Here is a 16,626-nt window from a genome sequence, read left to right as displayed (position 1 = left end):
CACAGGTTCATAGAAAGGAGGAGAGCTTACATGAAGAGGAAAACAAGCCTGATCTCTCAACAAATGTCTGGGCAGCGAAAACGACTCGTGCTCCTTGCAGTCATTTCACTTGCGCTGGGTGCAGCGATTGTAAGTCAGGCTGCGCTGCTTGCTGAAGCAGTACAACGGATTTTCGTGGACAAGGCCTCCCTTTCGTCGGTCGTCATGCTGCTGGGGATACTCCTGGCTGTCATGGTCGTACGTACAGGTCTGTCTTATGGGAACGGAAAAGTTGGTTTGCATATGGCTTCCAGTGCCAAGACGAATATGCGGGCAGCCGTGCTGCAACATTTGACCCTTGCGTCGATGCCATCAACCCTTCGTGGACAAACAGGCGGTAAGGTCAGTGTTGCTCTGGATGCTGTGGATGAGGCTGACAGTTATTTCAGTCTGTATATGCCACGCATGATGGAGGCTGCCATCATTCCGATTCTGATTTTGGTGGTAACGTTTATGCAGCATGCCAATTCAGGCTTCATTATGCTGTTTACGGCCCCGTTTATCCCCTTGTTCATGATTTTGGTGGGACTGAAGACGAAGAACAAATCAGAGGAGAAATATGCGCAGCTGGCCGAGTTTTCCGGTACGTTCCTGGACTCTCTTCAAGGGCTGGTTTCGTTGAAAATATTTGGACGGGCTCACCGTCAGCAGCAGGAGATTGAACGCACCAGCCTGGGGTACCGCGATGCCACGATGGGCATTTTGCGGATTGCGTTTACCAATACGTTCATGCTGGAATCGATTGTAATGCTAAGCATCGGTATCGTCGCTCTTGAACTAGCAATCCAGCTGCTTGTATTCAAATCGATGTCGTTCCACACTGCGTTTCTCGTGCTGCTGCTCGTTCCCGAGTTCTACAGTCTGTTGAAAAATACGGGAACAGCTTTTCACAGCGGGCGAACAAGTATGGGAGCGGTTCGTAAGGTAGAGCAGATGCTTGAGGAAACAGCTGGGGAGAACAAATCGGCAGATAGCAAAGAAGGATTAGGTACATCCGATGGAATTGACGAGGTCGTTAACATGGAGCGGATTGAAAGGGAAAACGGGATAGGGATATTACAAATGCACCGTTCCAATGACGGTTCGATGCCGCCGTCCATTATATTGAACCATCTCCGATTTCATTATGCGCCCGAATCATTCGACCTTGAGACTGGTCGAGCACAGCTTGATCCGGGAGAACACATTGCCATTGTCGGCAAAAGCGGCTCAGGAAAAACGACGTTGCTACATCTCATTGCGGGTTTGCTGAAGCCAGAATCAGGAGAGGTACTGGTAAATGGACAACCCCTATCCGAATATGATGAGGCTGGATGGTTCGAACATGTGAGCTACATTACACAGCATCCGTATATTTTTGCAGGTACATTTGCTGAGAACATTGCGATTGGTGCGGGCCGGAACGTGTCCAGGACTGAAATTGAGCAGGCGGCAGAGGATGCCGGGCTTGCTGAAGTTGCTGCCCAATTGGAGCATGGCTTCGATACCTTGGTTGGTGAAGGAGGTCGAGGACTGTCTGGTGGGGAAAAGCAACGACTTGCTTTGGCAAGAGCTTTTTTGAAGCGGCCTTCCATCATATTGTTTGATGAGCCTACGGTGGGACTGGATTTGCGCACGGAGCAGATACTGCAACGTTCCATTGCCACATTGGCAGATACCGCGACGATGATTACAGTGGCTCACCGATTATATACGATTCAACATGCCGATCGCATATTGTTTATGGACGATGGTGTGTTAGTGGATAAGGGACGCCATGAAGAGCTTATGGCGCGTCTACCCCAGTATGCCGAGATGATTGATGTTCAACGAAAGGGGGGCTTGGCATGAATGAGCTAGCGATTTTGTCCAAAGCCATGATTCAGGAGCGCAAGGATATCATCCTTTCCATTCTAGGTGGGTTTATTGCCGGGATAGCAGGAGTGGCCCTCTTCTCGGCGAGCGGATATCTGATTTCGCAAACGGTCTTTGCGCCACCGCTGTACACCTTAATTGTACTCACCTCGCTGGTCAAGCTGCTTGGACTGCTTCGGGCGGCGAGCCGATACGGAGAGCGCTTGTATTCCCACAGGGCGACGTTCTCCATGCTTAGCCGTTTGCGTACATCCTTTTTTGCCCGACTCATTCCTTTGACGCCGGGTATATTGAACAAAAAGCGAAGTGGAGACCTGCTAGCCCGCATTGTTGGGGATGTGGAGAGCCTGCAACATTATTTTTTGCGCGTCGCTTACCCACCGATCATTGTTGTCATGGTCTTTTTGGCGACAGTGTTGTTTACTTCTGCTTTTTCATTCTGGATTGCGGGGCTGTTTGTATTAGGTATGCTCATAACGGCGTTGGTTGTACCAGGACTGGTTTTGCTTGGGCAGCGGAAAATACATGGACACGTTCGCGAGCAGCGGGCGCTGCTTTCCACAGAAGTCACCGAAGTATTGTATGGGTTCCGGGATTTGAAAGTGTACGGACAACTGGCTCAACGGGAGCAGCAGCTGCAGCAGGCTTCTGCTGCGTTGACGGTCCAGCAGCAACGGGCTGCCGGACACCTACTGCGTGGGCAATCCATGCATGCTTTGGTTACGTTCCTTATTTCCTGGGGCGTGCTGACACTTGGTGCTTATCTGATTATGGATGGAGCGCTTGCTGGCGTGTTTCTTGCAATGCTGGTTATGGCCTCACTAACCGTTTTCGAAGAGGCTGCGGCAATGGCGACATTACCTTTGTATAAGCAGGATAGCGAACACGCAGCCAAGCGACTGACGGAAACCATACAGACCTCTGATAGGCAGTCTGTGTCTACGCAGCCAAAAGGCGCGTTATCTGGCAATCAGGCTGTTTCGCTTGATCTCTCCAATGTTACGTTTCAATATGAAGGGGAGTGGAGACCGGCGTTAAAGGACATTTCGCTGCATATTTTACCCGGCTCCAAAACGGCGATTGTCGGACCGAGCGGATCAGGCAAATCAACGATTATTGAACTACTGCTTAAACTGCGAACGCCTACAACAGGGGAGATCCGTTTAAATGACATTTCGGTGAAGGAACTGGATGAGGCGAGCATTTGGCAAACGGCCAATGTTGTCTTGCAGCAAAGTCATTTCTTCCGGGGAACGATCCGGGATAACCTGCTGTTGAATGATGATGAACATTCGGACGAGCAACTATTGGATGTGCTAGCAAAAGTGCAACTGCCCAATACATCATTGACTGATGTAGTCTATGAAAAAGGGGAAAACCTGTCGGACGGTGAGAAGCAGAGGCTGGCTCTGGCACGGGCCATGCTTCGCAAGGGGCGGTTATGGCTTCTCGATGAACCTACTTCCTCAATGGATTACGTTACAGAAGAACGTGTGATGAAACATCTCTATGCACAAGCAGCCGAGGATACGCTTCTACTGATCTGTCATCGGCTTACTGGCCTTGAAGAGATGGATCGGATTGTGGTGATGGAACAGGGAAGGGTAGTGGAAGCGGGCTCCTATACGGAGTTAATGGAGCAAGAAGGTTATTTTTATGAGATGAAGAAGATTGAGCGGCAAATGATCGGAGAAGTTGGAGTGTAAGAGAGTAAGATACACACAGATACGAATGAAAGAGTATGCGTCATTGCAGTTTAAACATTCACATTACAAAAAAATACACTCGCACACGTTTATACTGTGTGGAGTGTATTTATATTACCGTAAAGAAATGAGGGTAAGCATCAGTCAATTGAAGCTTCGATAAACAGCTTGTACTCCAGTACAATAGACCTTAATGGCCTCCTGTATTGGAAGCCCAGACAGGATACCAGCCTGCACTCGGTGTTTCTGTATTGTACAGAACCAAATTGCCGTCGTTTTGAACGATGAGCACGTTACCCCTGAGGTTGGGTGGCAGATTGTCCGCTCCATAGTACGATGTAGACCATGCCTTGTTGTCTGACGTCCAGTAAGGTGTGTTTTGGGGATCCTGGAGCACGAGTTTTCCACTCCAATAATCAATCTTGAAATGATTTATTCTCGTGTCATTGGTCTTGGTGTTCCATAACATCGTGTGTGTGCGGTTATCCCAGAGCTGTAGGTCGCCGTAGACGCTGTATTGCAGTGAAAACCTGACGTTGTTGGATACGAGTGGAATCGAATTGTTATACATGATGTCATAAATGAGGCGGTCTCCAGCTGCAGATGCTGATGGAGCGCTGGAAAGCAAAAACATGAAAATTGCAACAAATAGCAAAACAGATTTTTTCATAAGATCCTCTTTTCTGGGATATACTTTAAATTACATACCAAATATATCATATCTATCTATCAAAAATGTATAAAATTTCAAGTAGAAAGAAAATATTTTTGGGAGCTTTATATTTTTTTCTAAACTTCGCGTAATAACTTATATTCGACATACAAAACTAAAGGATTATTCTACCTAAATCAATCTATTTTAGGATAATCCAACTTCCATGTTACACATCGTTATCGCTGACATGTCAGTTTGAAAATTGAGAAAGAGCTGGATACATTAGGCAGTAACTATTTAAAGATTTGCCATTATAATCAGATATGCCTAAGAGCGAAATGTGTGTTCCAAAATGATGAATAAATAAATTTTTAGAGATCGCTTGATTTTTTTTAATGTATCTGATATTGTAAGACCTGTGATTTTGGAAAGCAGATATATCAACATAAATCAGGTCTTTCCAGCAGATAATTTTTGACCACTTCTCTTAAGGAAGTTAAGGCCATACGGACAGCCGGGTCAAACGCCGATTGGCAACTTATGTTGCCTTATTGATTGAGTTAAAAGCTCAAATTTTATAAGTTGGTTACTTTACAACCAGTGCATCTGCACATCAACTTGTGAAACGGTCAATAAGAGTGGTAAAGGCGAATTATTTGCTATATAGACTCTGATCTGATATTGATATACATGAAGAAGCTTTCCGCTAGAGGAGTTCTTTTGAACTTTTTTAGTTATGGGAACTTTGCGTCTTTTTAATGATGTATATCGACAAGCAAGTGTGATGATGCGCGTTTGGGGCATTTTTCACCTTGCTTTTTTTGTTGGTTCAGAACGGGCGAAAAGTTGAAAAATGAGAAAAATAATGAAGTTAATTTTTAAAAAAATTCATATTGGGTTAGGAGAATGGAAAATGGGAAAAGCACTAATCATCGGCGCCGGCGGCGTAGCTTCAGTAGCAGTTCATAAATGCGTTCAAAACAGCGAAGTATTCGAGGAAATCTGCATCGCAAGTCGTACGAAATCCAAATGTGACGATCTTAAAGCCAAGCTGGACGGCGGCAAAACAAAAATTACGACAGCTCAAGTGGATGCCGACAACGTTGACGAATTGATCGCCCTCATCAACGAAGTTAAACCGGATCTCGTCATGAACCTGGCATTGCCTTACCAAGACCTGACAATCATGGATGCTTGCCTTGCAACGAAAACGAACTACATGGATACAGCGAACTATGAGCCGGAAGATACGGCAAAATTCGAATACAAATGGCAATGGGATTACAAAGAGCGCTTTGAAAAAGCGGGAATTACAGCTCTGCTTGGCAGTGGATTTGACCCAGGTGTTACTGGTGTATTCTCTGCTTATGCTCTGAAACATTACTTTGACGAGATTGAATATATTGACATTCTCGACTGCAATGGTGGAGATCACGGCTATCCGTTCGCAACCAACTTCAACCCTGAAATCAACATCCGCGAAGTTTCGGCTAACGGAAGATACTGGGAAAAAGGTGAATGGATCGAAACGAAACCAATGGAAATTAAACGTGTCTATGACTTCAAAGAAGTTGGCGAGAAAGACATGTACCTGCTTTATCATGAAGAGCTGGAGTCCCTGGCTAAAAACATGCCTGGTCTGAAACGCATCCGTTTCTTCATGACATTTGGTCAAAGCTACCTTACGCACTTGAAAGCACTTGAAAATGTGGGCATGACTTCGATCGAACCTATCGAATACGAAGGCAAACAAATCATTCCGCTGCAATTCCTGAAGGCGGTACTGCCAGATCCGGCGTCCCTTGGACCACGTACTGTGGGCAAAACGAACATCGGCTGCATTTTCAAAGGTAAAAAAGACGGCAAAGATAAAACGTACTACGTTTACAACATTTGTGATCACCAAGAATGCTACAAAGAAGTGGGTTCCCAAGCCATCTCTTACACAACAGGTGTTCCAGCCATGATTGGTGCAGCAATGGTGATGACTGGTAAATGGAACAAACCAGGCGTATACAACGTTGAAGAGTTCAACCCAGATCCATTCATGGAAGAGTTGAACAAATGGGGTCTCCCATGGGTTGAAGACTTCAACCCAGTACTCGTTGACGAACTGCCAGAAGAAGCCAAAGAATCGGAGCTTGTTCGTTAAGATGCGGTTTGAGCAATTACCGACACCATGTTTTGTTGTTGACGAAGGACTTATCGAAAGAAATCTCAAAATCCTGAACGGTGTCATGCAACGTACAGGAGCCAAAATCGTGCTGGCTCAGAAAGCATTTTCCATGACCACGATGTATCCGCTCATTGGAGAATATTTGAGCGGTGCAACGGCAAGCGGGCTGTATGAAGCCCGCCTGGGTCATGAGGAGATGGGCAAAGAGAATCATGTCTTTGCCCCGGCCTATCGCGAAGATGAGATCGATGAAATCCTTTCGATTTCAGATCATATTATCTTCAATTCTTTCTCCCAACTGGAGAAATTTAAGGGCAAAGCGCTTCAGGCTGGTCGAAAAGTAGGCCTGCGTATTAACCCTGAATGCTCGACTCAGGAGGGGCATGAGATTTACGATCCATGTGCTCCTGGTTCCCGTTTTGGTGCCAAACAAGAGGATTTCCGTGCAGAGCTGTTGGAAGGAGTCTCCGGACTGCATTTCCATACGTTGTGCCAGCAAAATTCAGATGATCTGGAAACGACACTGAATGCGGTAGAAGAGAAGTTTGGACAATGGCTGCCACAAATGGAATGGATCAACTTCGGCGGTGGACACCACATCACACGCGAGGATTATGACATTCCAAGACTGGAAGCTTGCATCAAACGCATGCAGGAAAAATATGGCCTGGAGGTATATCTGGAGCCGGGCGAAGCGGTTGCGCTGAACGCGGGCTTCCTGGTGACGTCTGTGCTCGATTTCCACAAGAACGGTATGGACATTGCCATTCTGGATACCTCGGCAACATGCCACATGCCGGACGTGCTGGAAATGCCGTATCGCCCGCCGCTTATCGGTTCGGGAGAAGCAGGGGAGAAAGCCCATCTGTATCGTCTGGGGGGACAAACTTGCCTGTCAGGTGATGTGATCGGCGATTATTCGTTTGATCAACCGCTCAAAACGGGTGACAGACTGGTATTTGAGGACATGGCGATCTACTCCATGGTCAAAACCAATACATTTAACGGTATGCCGCTGCCAGCCATCGCAGTGAAAAGAAAAGATGGCGATTGCGAAGTGGTTCGTGAGTTCGGCTATCAGGACTTCAAAATGAGATTGGCTTAATACTTTTATAGATATAGCAAGAGCAAAAGGGAACCTGATCACAGGTTCCCTTTTGACGTTTCACATAGGATGGGTTAACGGCTGTTTTTATGATTAATCGTTGGGTTTCGACGCTGCTCTTGCGGCATACGGAAAGATCGGTTCTTTCAATTCAAACTCATAGGTTAATCCATTTACAATACCGACGACGCTTTCGCTGTCATATAATTCAAGCAAGAATCCAGCCATTTGTTCTGCTGTATGAAATTGGGGAACACGGCCCTCATATTTGAACTGGTCCAGATCAAAAGCACGTTCCGCAAATTCCGTTTCCGTTGCAGCGGGCGCGAGCACTTTCGCTTGCATTGCAGCATGCTTGCCTTTTAATTCATGTGCGAGCCCTTCCGTAAAGGCACTTACATAGAACTTTGTTGCACAGTAGGTTACTGCATCCGGCACGATCGTATATCCACCTCCAGAGGAGATGTTAATGATCTGTGTGCCCTCAACCTCTGCATAATCACGCACATACAGGGAAGAAAGAATGGTTAATGCCTCTATATTCAGATGAAGCATTTGTTCGATTTTAGGTAGATGTTGTTCACCAACCGAAGCAAAATTTCCGAACCCTGCGTTGTTAATCCATGTCTCGATAGAGTAATGATGGAGACTTTCATAGAATGCATGGACATTGGCAGCGATGGACAGATCCACCGTGCGAATGACGATGTCCAGATCAGGATTAATTTCACTTACTTTTGATTTTAACTTCTCCAATTCGTCGGTTCTGCGTGCAGCCAGGATCAAATGTTTGCCGCGAGCCGCAAAAGCCAAAGCTGCTTCATAGCCAATGCCCGAACTGGCACCGGTAATCACTGTATACTTCATAGATATTCCTCCTGGATTTTCGGTTCATTATTTATTGTGATATGAGTACGAGTTGATTATACTGATTAGAGCTTACTCTAAGTCAAGCGGAATATAGAAGGGAGGATCACCATGCACACGATCGGTGAAGTGGCTGAACTACTCGGTATCAGTACCCACACATTGCGTTATTATGAGAAGGAGCAGATTATCGTACCGCTCCGTGATGCTAGTGGAGACAGACGCTACAACGAATCGCACCTGAAATGGCTGCAATTTGTAATCAAACTAAAAGAGACTCAAATGCCGATCGCTATCATCAAAAAGTACGCATCGTTATTTCAGGAAGGTGAGCATACGGCTGCAGAGCGTTTGAAATTGCTGGAAGAGCACAAAGAGGCGATTCAACAGCAGATGCACACACTTCACTCAGCAGATCAGATGCTGGAGAATAAAATTACGGCATATCGAGCATTAATCGGGAAATAATGTAATCTGATCGAAGAAACGAGCAGAGCGAATTCAGTGGTTACATACATGACGATCTATTGCCAAAATAGTGAATTTTGTTATAGACTATTTTTTATGGTTGTTCATCAAGGGGGAAAAGGAATGAATCAAAGGAACGTGCAAAAATCGAACAAACTGAAAATCATCTCCAAAGTTTTATTGATTATGATTGGGGCTTTTATCACCTCATATGGTCTGGAAGCCGTATTAATTCCAAATAATGTATCAGATGGTGGTGTGACAGGTCTTAGTATCGTTGGCTCACAACTGTTTGGTTTACCGTTAGGGATGCTGATTGGTATCATCAACATTCCATTTGTATGGTTAGGCTACAAACAAATAGGTAAGAGCTTTGCTATTTATTCCATTATCGGTATTGCCTCGCTAGCTGTCGGTACAAGCCTTATGCACCATGTACCAACGATTATTCAAGGGGATACACTGTTAATTACCGTTGTGGGCGGGATTATCATCGGTTTTGGTATGGGTTTGGCATTGCGTAATGGTGGGGCATTGGATGGAATCGATATGTTGGCTGTCCTGCTTTCACGAAAATTACCTTTTGGAACCAGTGATCTAATCTTATTCTTGAACATGTTTGTCTTTATTGTCGTTTCGACTGTATTTGGTCTTCAAGGGGCGATCCTGTCCGCACTTGCATATTACATCGCTTCCAAAGTGATACATATTGTTGAAGAAGGTTTGAGCGGCTCCAAAACCTTTAAAATTATCACCAATCAACCGGAGATCATGGTCGAAACCATTCGTGACCGGTTAGGTCGTGGAGCAACTTATACCGATGCCTACGGCGGCTATACCAATGAACAATTTAAAGAAATCACCTGTGTAATCAACCGTATGGAAGAAAGCAAAATCAAGGATATCATTCACGAAATTGATCCCAATGCTTTTATTGTAGTTTACGATGTAGCCGAAGTTAAGGGCGGAAATTTCAAAAAGAAAGATATTCACTAATCACTAAAATGAGTATGAGTTACTGTCGCATAGAAAAGCATATAACATACAAAAAGTCGCTAATATAGCGGCTTTTTTTGTTATAAGGGTAGAAATTTATCATTCTTTGCAAATCCTTAACTGTATTTCAGTCAGAAATTGCTCGGTAATGATCGTATCACGATTATCAATTTCATAAATCTCAAAAGGATCACCCATTACACAGAGCCCTTTTTCGTTGGCATGTGCAACGACCTCAAGCATTTTTTCATGACTTTGACGGTAGTTACCCCGATAAAAAAGGGACAGATACTCACCAGCTGGCAGCATGTAATCGTAATCGATCTTTCTGGCTTCGTCAGGATTAAAGATAAAGAAGACGGAGTTAAAAACATCCCTCACACCATGCTTTAGTTCCTCAAGGGACACGGATGCACCATATAATTGGTTTCCAAAGTCCGGAATGTGACTTTTATGCTTTTGATGCAGCTTCTTAATTGCATAATCCATCTCCTCATCCCTAGTTATGCGTGTATTGAGTTGCAGACACGGCCGGTCGGGATACGTTTTGATGGAGAAAACTCCTGTCTGAATTTTGCTTGCGTCAGTCAATACCTTGATTCTGCCTTGAATAATACGCTGCGTAGTTTTAAGCTTTGCAATTTGTTCCTTAATCAGTTCCTGTTCAGTCAATAACAATTCAAGCGTATTTTCGACACTTTGCTGATCCAAATAAGCTTTGATCTGTTGCATGGTAAAATCCAACTGGCGCAGGTCCCGGATGATATTCAGTTTATACATATCTTGAAGGCTATACAGACGATACCCGTTTCCGTCCCGCCGAGGCACCAGCAACCCTAATTTTTCGTAATAACGCAGCGCGTCAACACCTATTCCGTAAAGCTTCGAAATTTCATTGATTTTATAATCGTTTTTCATCGGTTTTCTTCCTCGTTTACACTTAATTATTAGATGCGTGCGCGTATGCTGAAGGCGCGCCATACACTTCCTTATACAGCATTTTTTTCACCATTTCAAATTGTGTTGGGTTCAACTTTGCTGGATAACTCATGATCTGTAATAAGAGGGTTTCCTGCCCGACAGCACGAAGAGGCGGCTGAACATAAGAATGATCTCCCAAGCAGAATCCCAGGCGCTCGTAAAATCCGATCCTTCTCCGCTTCATCTCATCTTCTGGCAATTCAACTTCTAATATAACCGGCTTGGCGGTCTGCTTCATGTAACGTTCCATTAACCGCTTGCCTATGCCGCCTCCACGAATGTTCGGAGAAACAGCCAAATGCTCTATATATCTGAACGACTCGAACTCCCAGCCTGCGAGAAAGCCAGTCACTTCATTCTGTTCATTTTCCTCTGTGAGAAGGCGGTAGCATGAATTGGAAAGCAACTTCTTCTGTTCTGAATATTCCCGATATTCAGCTTCGGGAAACGACTGCTTCATAATTTCAAATACTTGATCAAAGCGTTTTTGTAACATCAACTTAATCCACTCCTGATTTGTAAAGCCATATTTGTTATAAACCAACGATAAACCCTGGTACGATACCAGAGTCAAGCAATATGGCGGAAAAGGTAGGGCAGACCGAAGTGAAGAGGAGCATTGTGAGTGGATAAGGGGGGCGATTCACAATATCTAAAAGTTTACTTATCGCAACTTTTTTTGGCCGAGGTCAAACTCTTTCGTTGTACAGACATTGTTTTACTTGGTTCAAAACGTTTCTCTAGACCCACACAACACCGTGATGATACCATCGTAAAGTGCTAGAAAACAGTTGGAATCAGGGGGATTACGTTTCGTGGAGCAAATAAAGTACGACAACTTAAAATTGGGTGAAAAGGGAGCAATCATCAGTATTATTGCTTATATTTGTTTGACTGCAATTAAAATGATGATCGGTTATATGTCTAATTCTGAGGCTTTGAAAGCCGATGGGTTAAACAATGCTACCGATATTATAGCTTCGATCGCGGTTCTTATCGGTCTGAGACTTGCTCAGCGTCCAGCTGATAAAGATCATACATACGGACACTGGAAAGCAGAGACCGTTGCCTCACTGGTTGCTTCTTTTATAATGATGGCAGTAGGGCTTCAAGTGTTATACGAAGCTATTACATCCGTATTCCAGGGGAAAAGCGAATCTCCAGACATCATCGCAGCATGGACAGGCATTTTCTGTGCCGCTGTGATGTATCTGGTTTACAGATATAACAAAAGACTTGCTTTGAAGATCAAGAGCCAGGCGGTTATGGCAGCTGCAAAAGACAATATCTCGGATGCCTGGGTTAGTATTGGGACAGTTATAGGGATTATTGGTTCCCAATTCGGCCTGCCATGGCTCGACCCATTAACAGCTGTAGCAGTGGGCTTTCTAATATGTAAAACCGCTTGGGACATTTTTCGTGAAGCAACACACCATCTTACAGATGGATTTGATGAAGAGCTCATCAAGGAATACAGGAGTACAATTGCCAATGTAGATGGCGTTGAGGCGGTTAAAGACTTAAGAGCCCGGAATTACGGTAATAATGCCGTTGTCGATGTGGTAATTCTTGTACGATCGGATTTGGATCTTCAGAAAGCCCATGATATTTCAACAAATGTAGAAGACGAATTGTTAAGAGAACATGATGTGTACACTGTTCATGTTCACGTTGAACCAGACGAAGCCCCTAGCGAAGTGGGTCAAGTATAAAACATAAGCGGCATATAAAAGAACTTGCCGGTAAACATGGACATAGTCTCTTCTTGACGTATGACAGGACAGGTAGCCCTCGGGCTACCTGTTTTTTTAGTTGGAAGGGTCACCAAACATGTCCTTTTGATATCTTTTGCGGAAACTTCTCGGAGATTCACCCACCGTTTTGGTAAATAAAATTGTAAAGTAGTTTGGGTTCTCGTACCCGACCAACTTGGAGATTTCCCATACTTTTTTCTTGGTCGAAACCAACAATCGGGTCGCTTCTCCCATTCTTCGCTGAATGAGGTAATGATAGGGGGAGGTACCGTAGCAATTTTTATACATATGGATCAAGTAGTAGAAGTCGATATGGAATTGGTCCGCCAAGTCCTTCAGCTTAATATTTTGACGATAGTTCGTATCCAAATAGTCTTTGATGCTTTCAGCGAGGGTATTATTCCGAACGATCTCACTAGCTGTGCGCTGATGGTGAGACATGCGATCGATAATGAGCAGAACGGCATTCAGCAGATGATGGGAAATAGAATCATATCCTTCTTCCCGGATTGAAAATTCATTGAACATGGTCTGCATTAACGAACGGATCTCTTCCGAATAACGATTGGCACGAACAACTGGCTCGCTACCGGGAGGAATAATCCAATCGTTGTTGGCACGGGTACCCTCTTTGAAACGAAATCCGCAATAAAAGGTGGATAAGGGGAATTCCGGGTCCGATTTTTCCTCGTGAAGTGTTCCTTTGTTATATACAAGAAGATCTCCCTTTCGGGCTGAGTGCTTTGTCCCATCAATCGTGAACGAACCCTGACCCTCATTAACGTAAATAATCTCATGCAAATCGTCATGTTTGTGGGTCGGAAAACTCCAATGCGGATTGTCTGCCAACTTCCCTACATAAATAATAATGCAATCTTGATCTTCATGTAGTCGGTGGGGCTCATGGCGTGTATTCATTAATGTCTTCCCTTCAAGATTCTGTGGTGAAATGACAACATACATAATGTTTTGGATGAAGATCACAACAACCTTGATTGTCGCCTAGCATGTCTAACAGTACAATTTCACTATTCAATAATATGTACTATATATCGAATTGAAGGGATGTGAAAGCAAAATTTGTTAAGAAGGGAATCTATTTAAGAAAATGAAACGCTTGCAACATTAGAGAGAATTGTGAGGGCTTATTTTTGACTAGAAAAAGAGAAAATTTACTTATTTTAACACTTACCTTAGTTAGCTTTGTATTGGGAACAACCGAATACGTGATTGTAGGCGTATTTAAGGAAATCGAAACCTATCTGAAAGTATCGCTGGCTGCCGCAGGTGCGCTCGTATCGGGCTTCGCCATTGCCTATGCGATCGGAACACCGTTTGCTGTTGCTTTCTTGGCCAAAATTCCTCGAAGAAACTCCATTTTAATTGGGTTTGCAGTCGTGCTTGCCTTAAACGTACTTACCATGTTCTCAACGACGTTCTATTCCTTGATGGTTATTCGGATCGCTTCAGCTGTTGCATGCGGACTTACAATATCGCTTTCGATCTCGATTGCAAGCGATGCAGTTAACCGGGAACGGAGAGGGGAAGCGATCGCCTGGATACTGGGTGGCTTTTCCATTGCCAATGTGCTTGGCGTCCCGCTCGGAACCTTCATCGGACAGCATCTGAACTGGTCCATGACGTTTGTTGTTACGGCATGCATCGGGGTCGTGCCATTCATATTCATGTTCCGGATTCTTCCGCGACAAACAACGACCATTGCCGGTTCATTCAGTGATCAGATGGCGCTATTTATGAAGCCGCGTATATTGCTGGCCTGCTTGATTCCGGTTCTTGGAAACAGTTGTATTTTTGTAATCTTTACGTATATCACTCCGTTACTGGGACAGTCCATGGGTATACCTACACGTTGGATTAGCGCTGTACTCCTCATATACGGTGCCTGCAGCATACTAAGCAATTGGATTGGTGCCAAAATAGCCAAAGGAGATTTCTTGCCCAAGCTCAAGTGGCTTTTCGTCATTCAAGCTGCAATCTTTTTGGGACTCAGCTTCACTGTGTCTCATCTATGGCTGGGCTTGGCGTTCCTGTTCCTGATCGGATGCCTGTCATCATCCATGAGCGCAGCGTCCCAGCTCTATCTGTTCGACGTCTCCGGAGCGATCGCGCCGAATTCCAGACCGTTCGCGTCCACGCTGCTGCCCGTGGCGGCAAATGTGGGGATAGCCCTCGGTTCCGGAGTTGGCGGACTTGCTGTCAGTTTAGGTGGTGTGAAGTGGGTACCACCAGTAGCTGTGATCCTAGCTCTGATGGCTTTTGGGATCACAGCGATCTGCCAGCGATCCATTCAATTGAAACCGGAAGCAGCCACCGCTCCTATAGTAGACTACTCGATTCCAAGTACTAATTAGTAAATCCTGAAGGCTGCTTCTTCGCTCCATAAGTGTGAATTTTCATTGAGGTAGCAAATTGAAACGACATAATCATACATGTTCGAGCACGGAAAGCCGCTAATTTTAGCGGCTTTTTTGTTTTTTTGGATACATTTCTTGCCCAAAAATTACAGTAGAAATGAGATGAACAGCACCTTTTTCCCATCCATCATTTTTTTGTTCAAAAACAGAAGTGAAAAGGAAGCATTCAAAAAACGATTGACGAAGGAAGATATTCTGTATAGAATGAAGCCGTGATTTAGTAAATCAGTAATTTAGTAAATTACTAAATAAAAAGTTGATGGATAGGAGGGGGAAAATGAAAGAAGCCGTTGCTTTATGATGGAATGAATAGGGAACGGCTGCGCACTTTAGCAAAAATCTTAAAGGATATGGGGTATTAAAATGTTTGCCAATCCATATGTTCGAACAATTATCCTTTCCCGAGTTCTATTGCAGCTCGGAATCTGGATCCGGAATTATGCCGTTCTTCTTTATGTTTCCGAATTGACGCATAATAATCCCGTTGATATTTCACTGATTTCGGTAGCGGAATTCTCACCGATCTTTATATTTGGCTTGATTGGCGGTACCTTTGCCGACCGATGGCGGCCGAAAAAAACAATGGTATGGAGCGATTTATTATCAGGTTTGTCCGTTGGTGTTGTATTGCTTGCGGTCATGAATGGTGGATGGATTGCACTTCTGATTGGATCTTTCGTTTCTGCCAGCTTGTCACAGTTTTCTCAGCCTTCGGCGATGAAACTGTACAAACGGCATGTACCAGCCGAACAATTGCAGGGTGTCATGGCCATGTCCCAAACGCTTGTTGCTGTTTTTATGGTTTTGGGGCCGGTCATCGGCACGTTTATTTTCATTAAGTTTGGCATTAACGTATCCCTCATCCTGACAGCAGTTATGTTTCTGGGCTCTTCGCTCGTATTATTATCGCTTCCCCGAGATGTAGAGGAGGAGAAATCAGGGAATAGTGGCGGCTTCCTTAAAGAGCTCACGGATGGCCTGCGTTATATCGGGGCGAATAAATCCTTGAGAACACTTGGATTAACCTTCTCGGCAGTTGGTTTGGCATCAGGACTAACTCAACCGCTTCAGCTCTTTCTTGTCATTGAAAATTTGGGTCAGGACAAAGAGTTCTTACAATGGCTGGTGATGGCGAATGGGGCGGCCATGTTGGTCGGAGGTGCTGTGATCATGGCGATCGCTAAAAAAGTAAAGCCACAGTTATTGCTTTTAGTCGGCTTACTTGTCAGTGCGATCTGTACGGTTGGAATGGGCGCATCAACACAAATTTGGTTAACCATTATTCTGCTCGTCATCAGCGGTTTGTTCTTCCCGTGTATTCAGGGGGGAATTCAGACGCTTCTTGTGCGGAATACGGAAGGGGCATTTATTGGCCGGGTATCCGGAGCGATCATGCCGATTTTTATGGGAATGATGGTGATTGGTATGCTAACCTCCGGATATCTCAAAGATACGTTTTCCCTGTTTAGTGTATTTATAGCAAGTGGTGTTTTTGTGATAATCGGTGCGTTATTATTGCTCCCTATAGTCATTGAAAGGAGAAGTAAAGCCGAGGAAACTCCATCATCATGACGGAAAGGGAATCGAAAC

At 44.6% G+C, this 16,626-nt stretch carries 14 protein-coding genes; 9 read left to right on the top strand and 5 right to left on the bottom strand.

Annotation, left to right across the window (positions count from 1 at the left end; genetic code table 11):
* The first annotated feature begins 30 nt into the window (after window positions 1-30).
* A complete protein-coding gene (cydD, locus tag BLV50_RS08765; RefSeq protein ID WP_090807035.1) occupies window positions 31-1,869 on the top strand; it encodes a thiol reductant ABC exporter subunit CydD in 1,839 nt (612 codons plus the stop codon).
* Window positions 1,866-3,599, top strand: coding sequence for a thiol reductant ABC exporter subunit CydC (cydC, locus tag BLV50_RS08760; RefSeq protein ID WP_072733257.1), 1,734 nt, complete (start codon window positions 1,866-1,868; stop codon window positions 3,597-3,599). The genes cydD and cydC overlap by 4 nt, the downstream gene beginning before the upstream one ends.
* 190 nt (window positions 3,600-3,789) lie before the next feature.
* On the opposite strand, the gene BLV50_RS08755 is transcribed toward cydC, so the two are convergent.
* The gene (locus BLV50_RS08755; RefSeq protein WP_090807033.1) at window positions 3,790-4,269 is read right to left on the bottom strand and encodes an immunoglobulin domain-containing protein; all 480 of its coding nucleotides are present in this window, start codon (window positions 4,267-4,269) and stop codon (window positions 3,790-3,792) included.
* An 898-nt stretch (window positions 4,270-5,167) separates the two neighbouring features.
* On the opposite strand from BLV50_RS08755, the gene BLV50_RS08750 reads away from it, so the two are divergent.
* On the top strand, window positions 5,168-6,406 hold the full coding sequence (locus tag BLV50_RS08750; protein ID WP_063562779.1) for a saccharopine dehydrogenase family protein: 1,239 nt from the start codon (window positions 5,168-5,170) through the stop codon (window positions 6,404-6,406).
* A 1-nt stretch (window position 6,407) separates the two neighbouring features.
* The gene (nspC, locus tag BLV50_RS08745; RefSeq protein ID WP_079693887.1) at window positions 6,408-7,535 is read left to right on the top strand and encodes a carboxynorspermidine decarboxylase; all 1,128 of its coding nucleotides are present in this window, start codon (window positions 6,408-6,410) and stop codon (window positions 7,533-7,535) included.
* Window positions 7,536-7,628: 93 nt separating this feature from the next.
* On the opposite strand, the gene BLV50_RS08740 is transcribed toward nspC, so the two are convergent.
* Window positions 7,629-8,402: an SDR family NAD(P)-dependent oxidoreductase gene (locus BLV50_RS08740; protein WP_072733255.1), complete on the bottom strand. Its 774-nt coding sequence runs from the start codon at window positions 8,400-8,402 to the stop codon at window positions 7,629-7,631.
* Window positions 8,403-8,513: 111 nt separating this feature from the next.
* Here BLV50_RS08740 and BLV50_RS08735 point away from each other — a divergent pair, with 111 nt between their 5' ends.
* Window positions 8,514-8,870, top strand: coding sequence for a MerR family transcriptional regulator (locus tag BLV50_RS08735; protein WP_063562776.1), 357 nt, complete (start codon window positions 8,514-8,516; stop codon window positions 8,868-8,870).
* Window positions 8,871-8,993: 123 nt separating this feature from the next.
* A complete protein-coding gene (locus BLV50_RS08730; protein ID WP_063562775.1) occupies window positions 8,994-9,866 on the top strand; it encodes a YitT family protein in 873 nt (290 codons plus the stop codon).
* A 99-nt stretch (window positions 9,867-9,965) separates the two neighbouring features.
* Here BLV50_RS08730 and BLV50_RS08725 read toward each other — a convergent pair whose 3' ends face one another.
* Complete coding sequence (locus BLV50_RS08725) at window positions 9,966-10,784, bottom strand: MerR family transcriptional regulator (protein WP_090807032.1); 819 nt, start codon at window positions 10,782-10,784, stop codon at window positions 9,966-9,968.
* 22 nt (window positions 10,785-10,806) lie between these two features.
* The gene (locus BLV50_RS08720) at window positions 10,807-11,343 is read right to left on the bottom strand and encodes a GNAT family N-acetyltransferase (protein ID WP_177031166.1); all 537 of its coding nucleotides are present in this window, start codon (window positions 11,341-11,343) and stop codon (window positions 10,807-10,809) included.
* Between the two features lie 319 nt (window positions 11,344-11,662).
* On the opposite strand from BLV50_RS08720, the gene BLV50_RS08715 reads away from it, so the two are divergent.
* The gene (locus BLV50_RS08715) at window positions 11,663-12,559 is read left to right on the top strand and encodes a cation diffusion facilitator family transporter (protein WP_064637259.1); all 897 of its coding nucleotides are present in this window, start codon (window positions 11,663-11,665) and stop codon (window positions 12,557-12,559) included.
* Between the two features lie 96 nt (window positions 12,560-12,655).
* Here the strand turns inward: BLV50_RS08715 and BLV50_RS08710 are convergent, their stop codons facing one another.
* The gene (locus tag BLV50_RS08710; protein WP_063562771.1) at window positions 12,656-13,519 is read right to left on the bottom strand and encodes a helix-turn-helix domain-containing protein; all 864 of its coding nucleotides are present in this window, start codon (window positions 13,517-13,519) and stop codon (window positions 12,656-12,658) included.
* A 233-nt stretch (window positions 13,520-13,752) separates the two neighbouring features.
* Between BLV50_RS08710 and BLV50_RS08705 the strand changes: the two genes are divergently transcribed.
* Entirely contained in the window at window positions 13,753-14,973 is a 1,221-nt protein-coding gene (locus tag BLV50_RS08705; protein ID WP_090807028.1) for an MFS transporter, read from the top strand.
* Between the two features lie 426 nt (window positions 14,974-15,399).
* Window positions 15,400-16,608, top strand: a complete 1,209-nt coding sequence (locus tag BLV50_RS08695) for an MFS transporter (RefSeq protein WP_090807024.1) — start codon at window positions 15,400-15,402, stop codon at window positions 16,606-16,608.
* The last annotated feature ends 18 nt before the right edge of the window (window positions 16,609-16,626 follow it).

Source organism: Paenibacillus sp. 276b, from assembly GCF_900107875.1.
GTDB lineage: Bacteria > Bacillota > Bacilli > Paenibacillales > Paenibacillaceae > Paenibacillus > Paenibacillus marchantiae.
The sequence above is the reverse complement of the archived record's forward strand: the minus strand, read 5'-3'. Positions and strand labels throughout refer to the sequence as shown.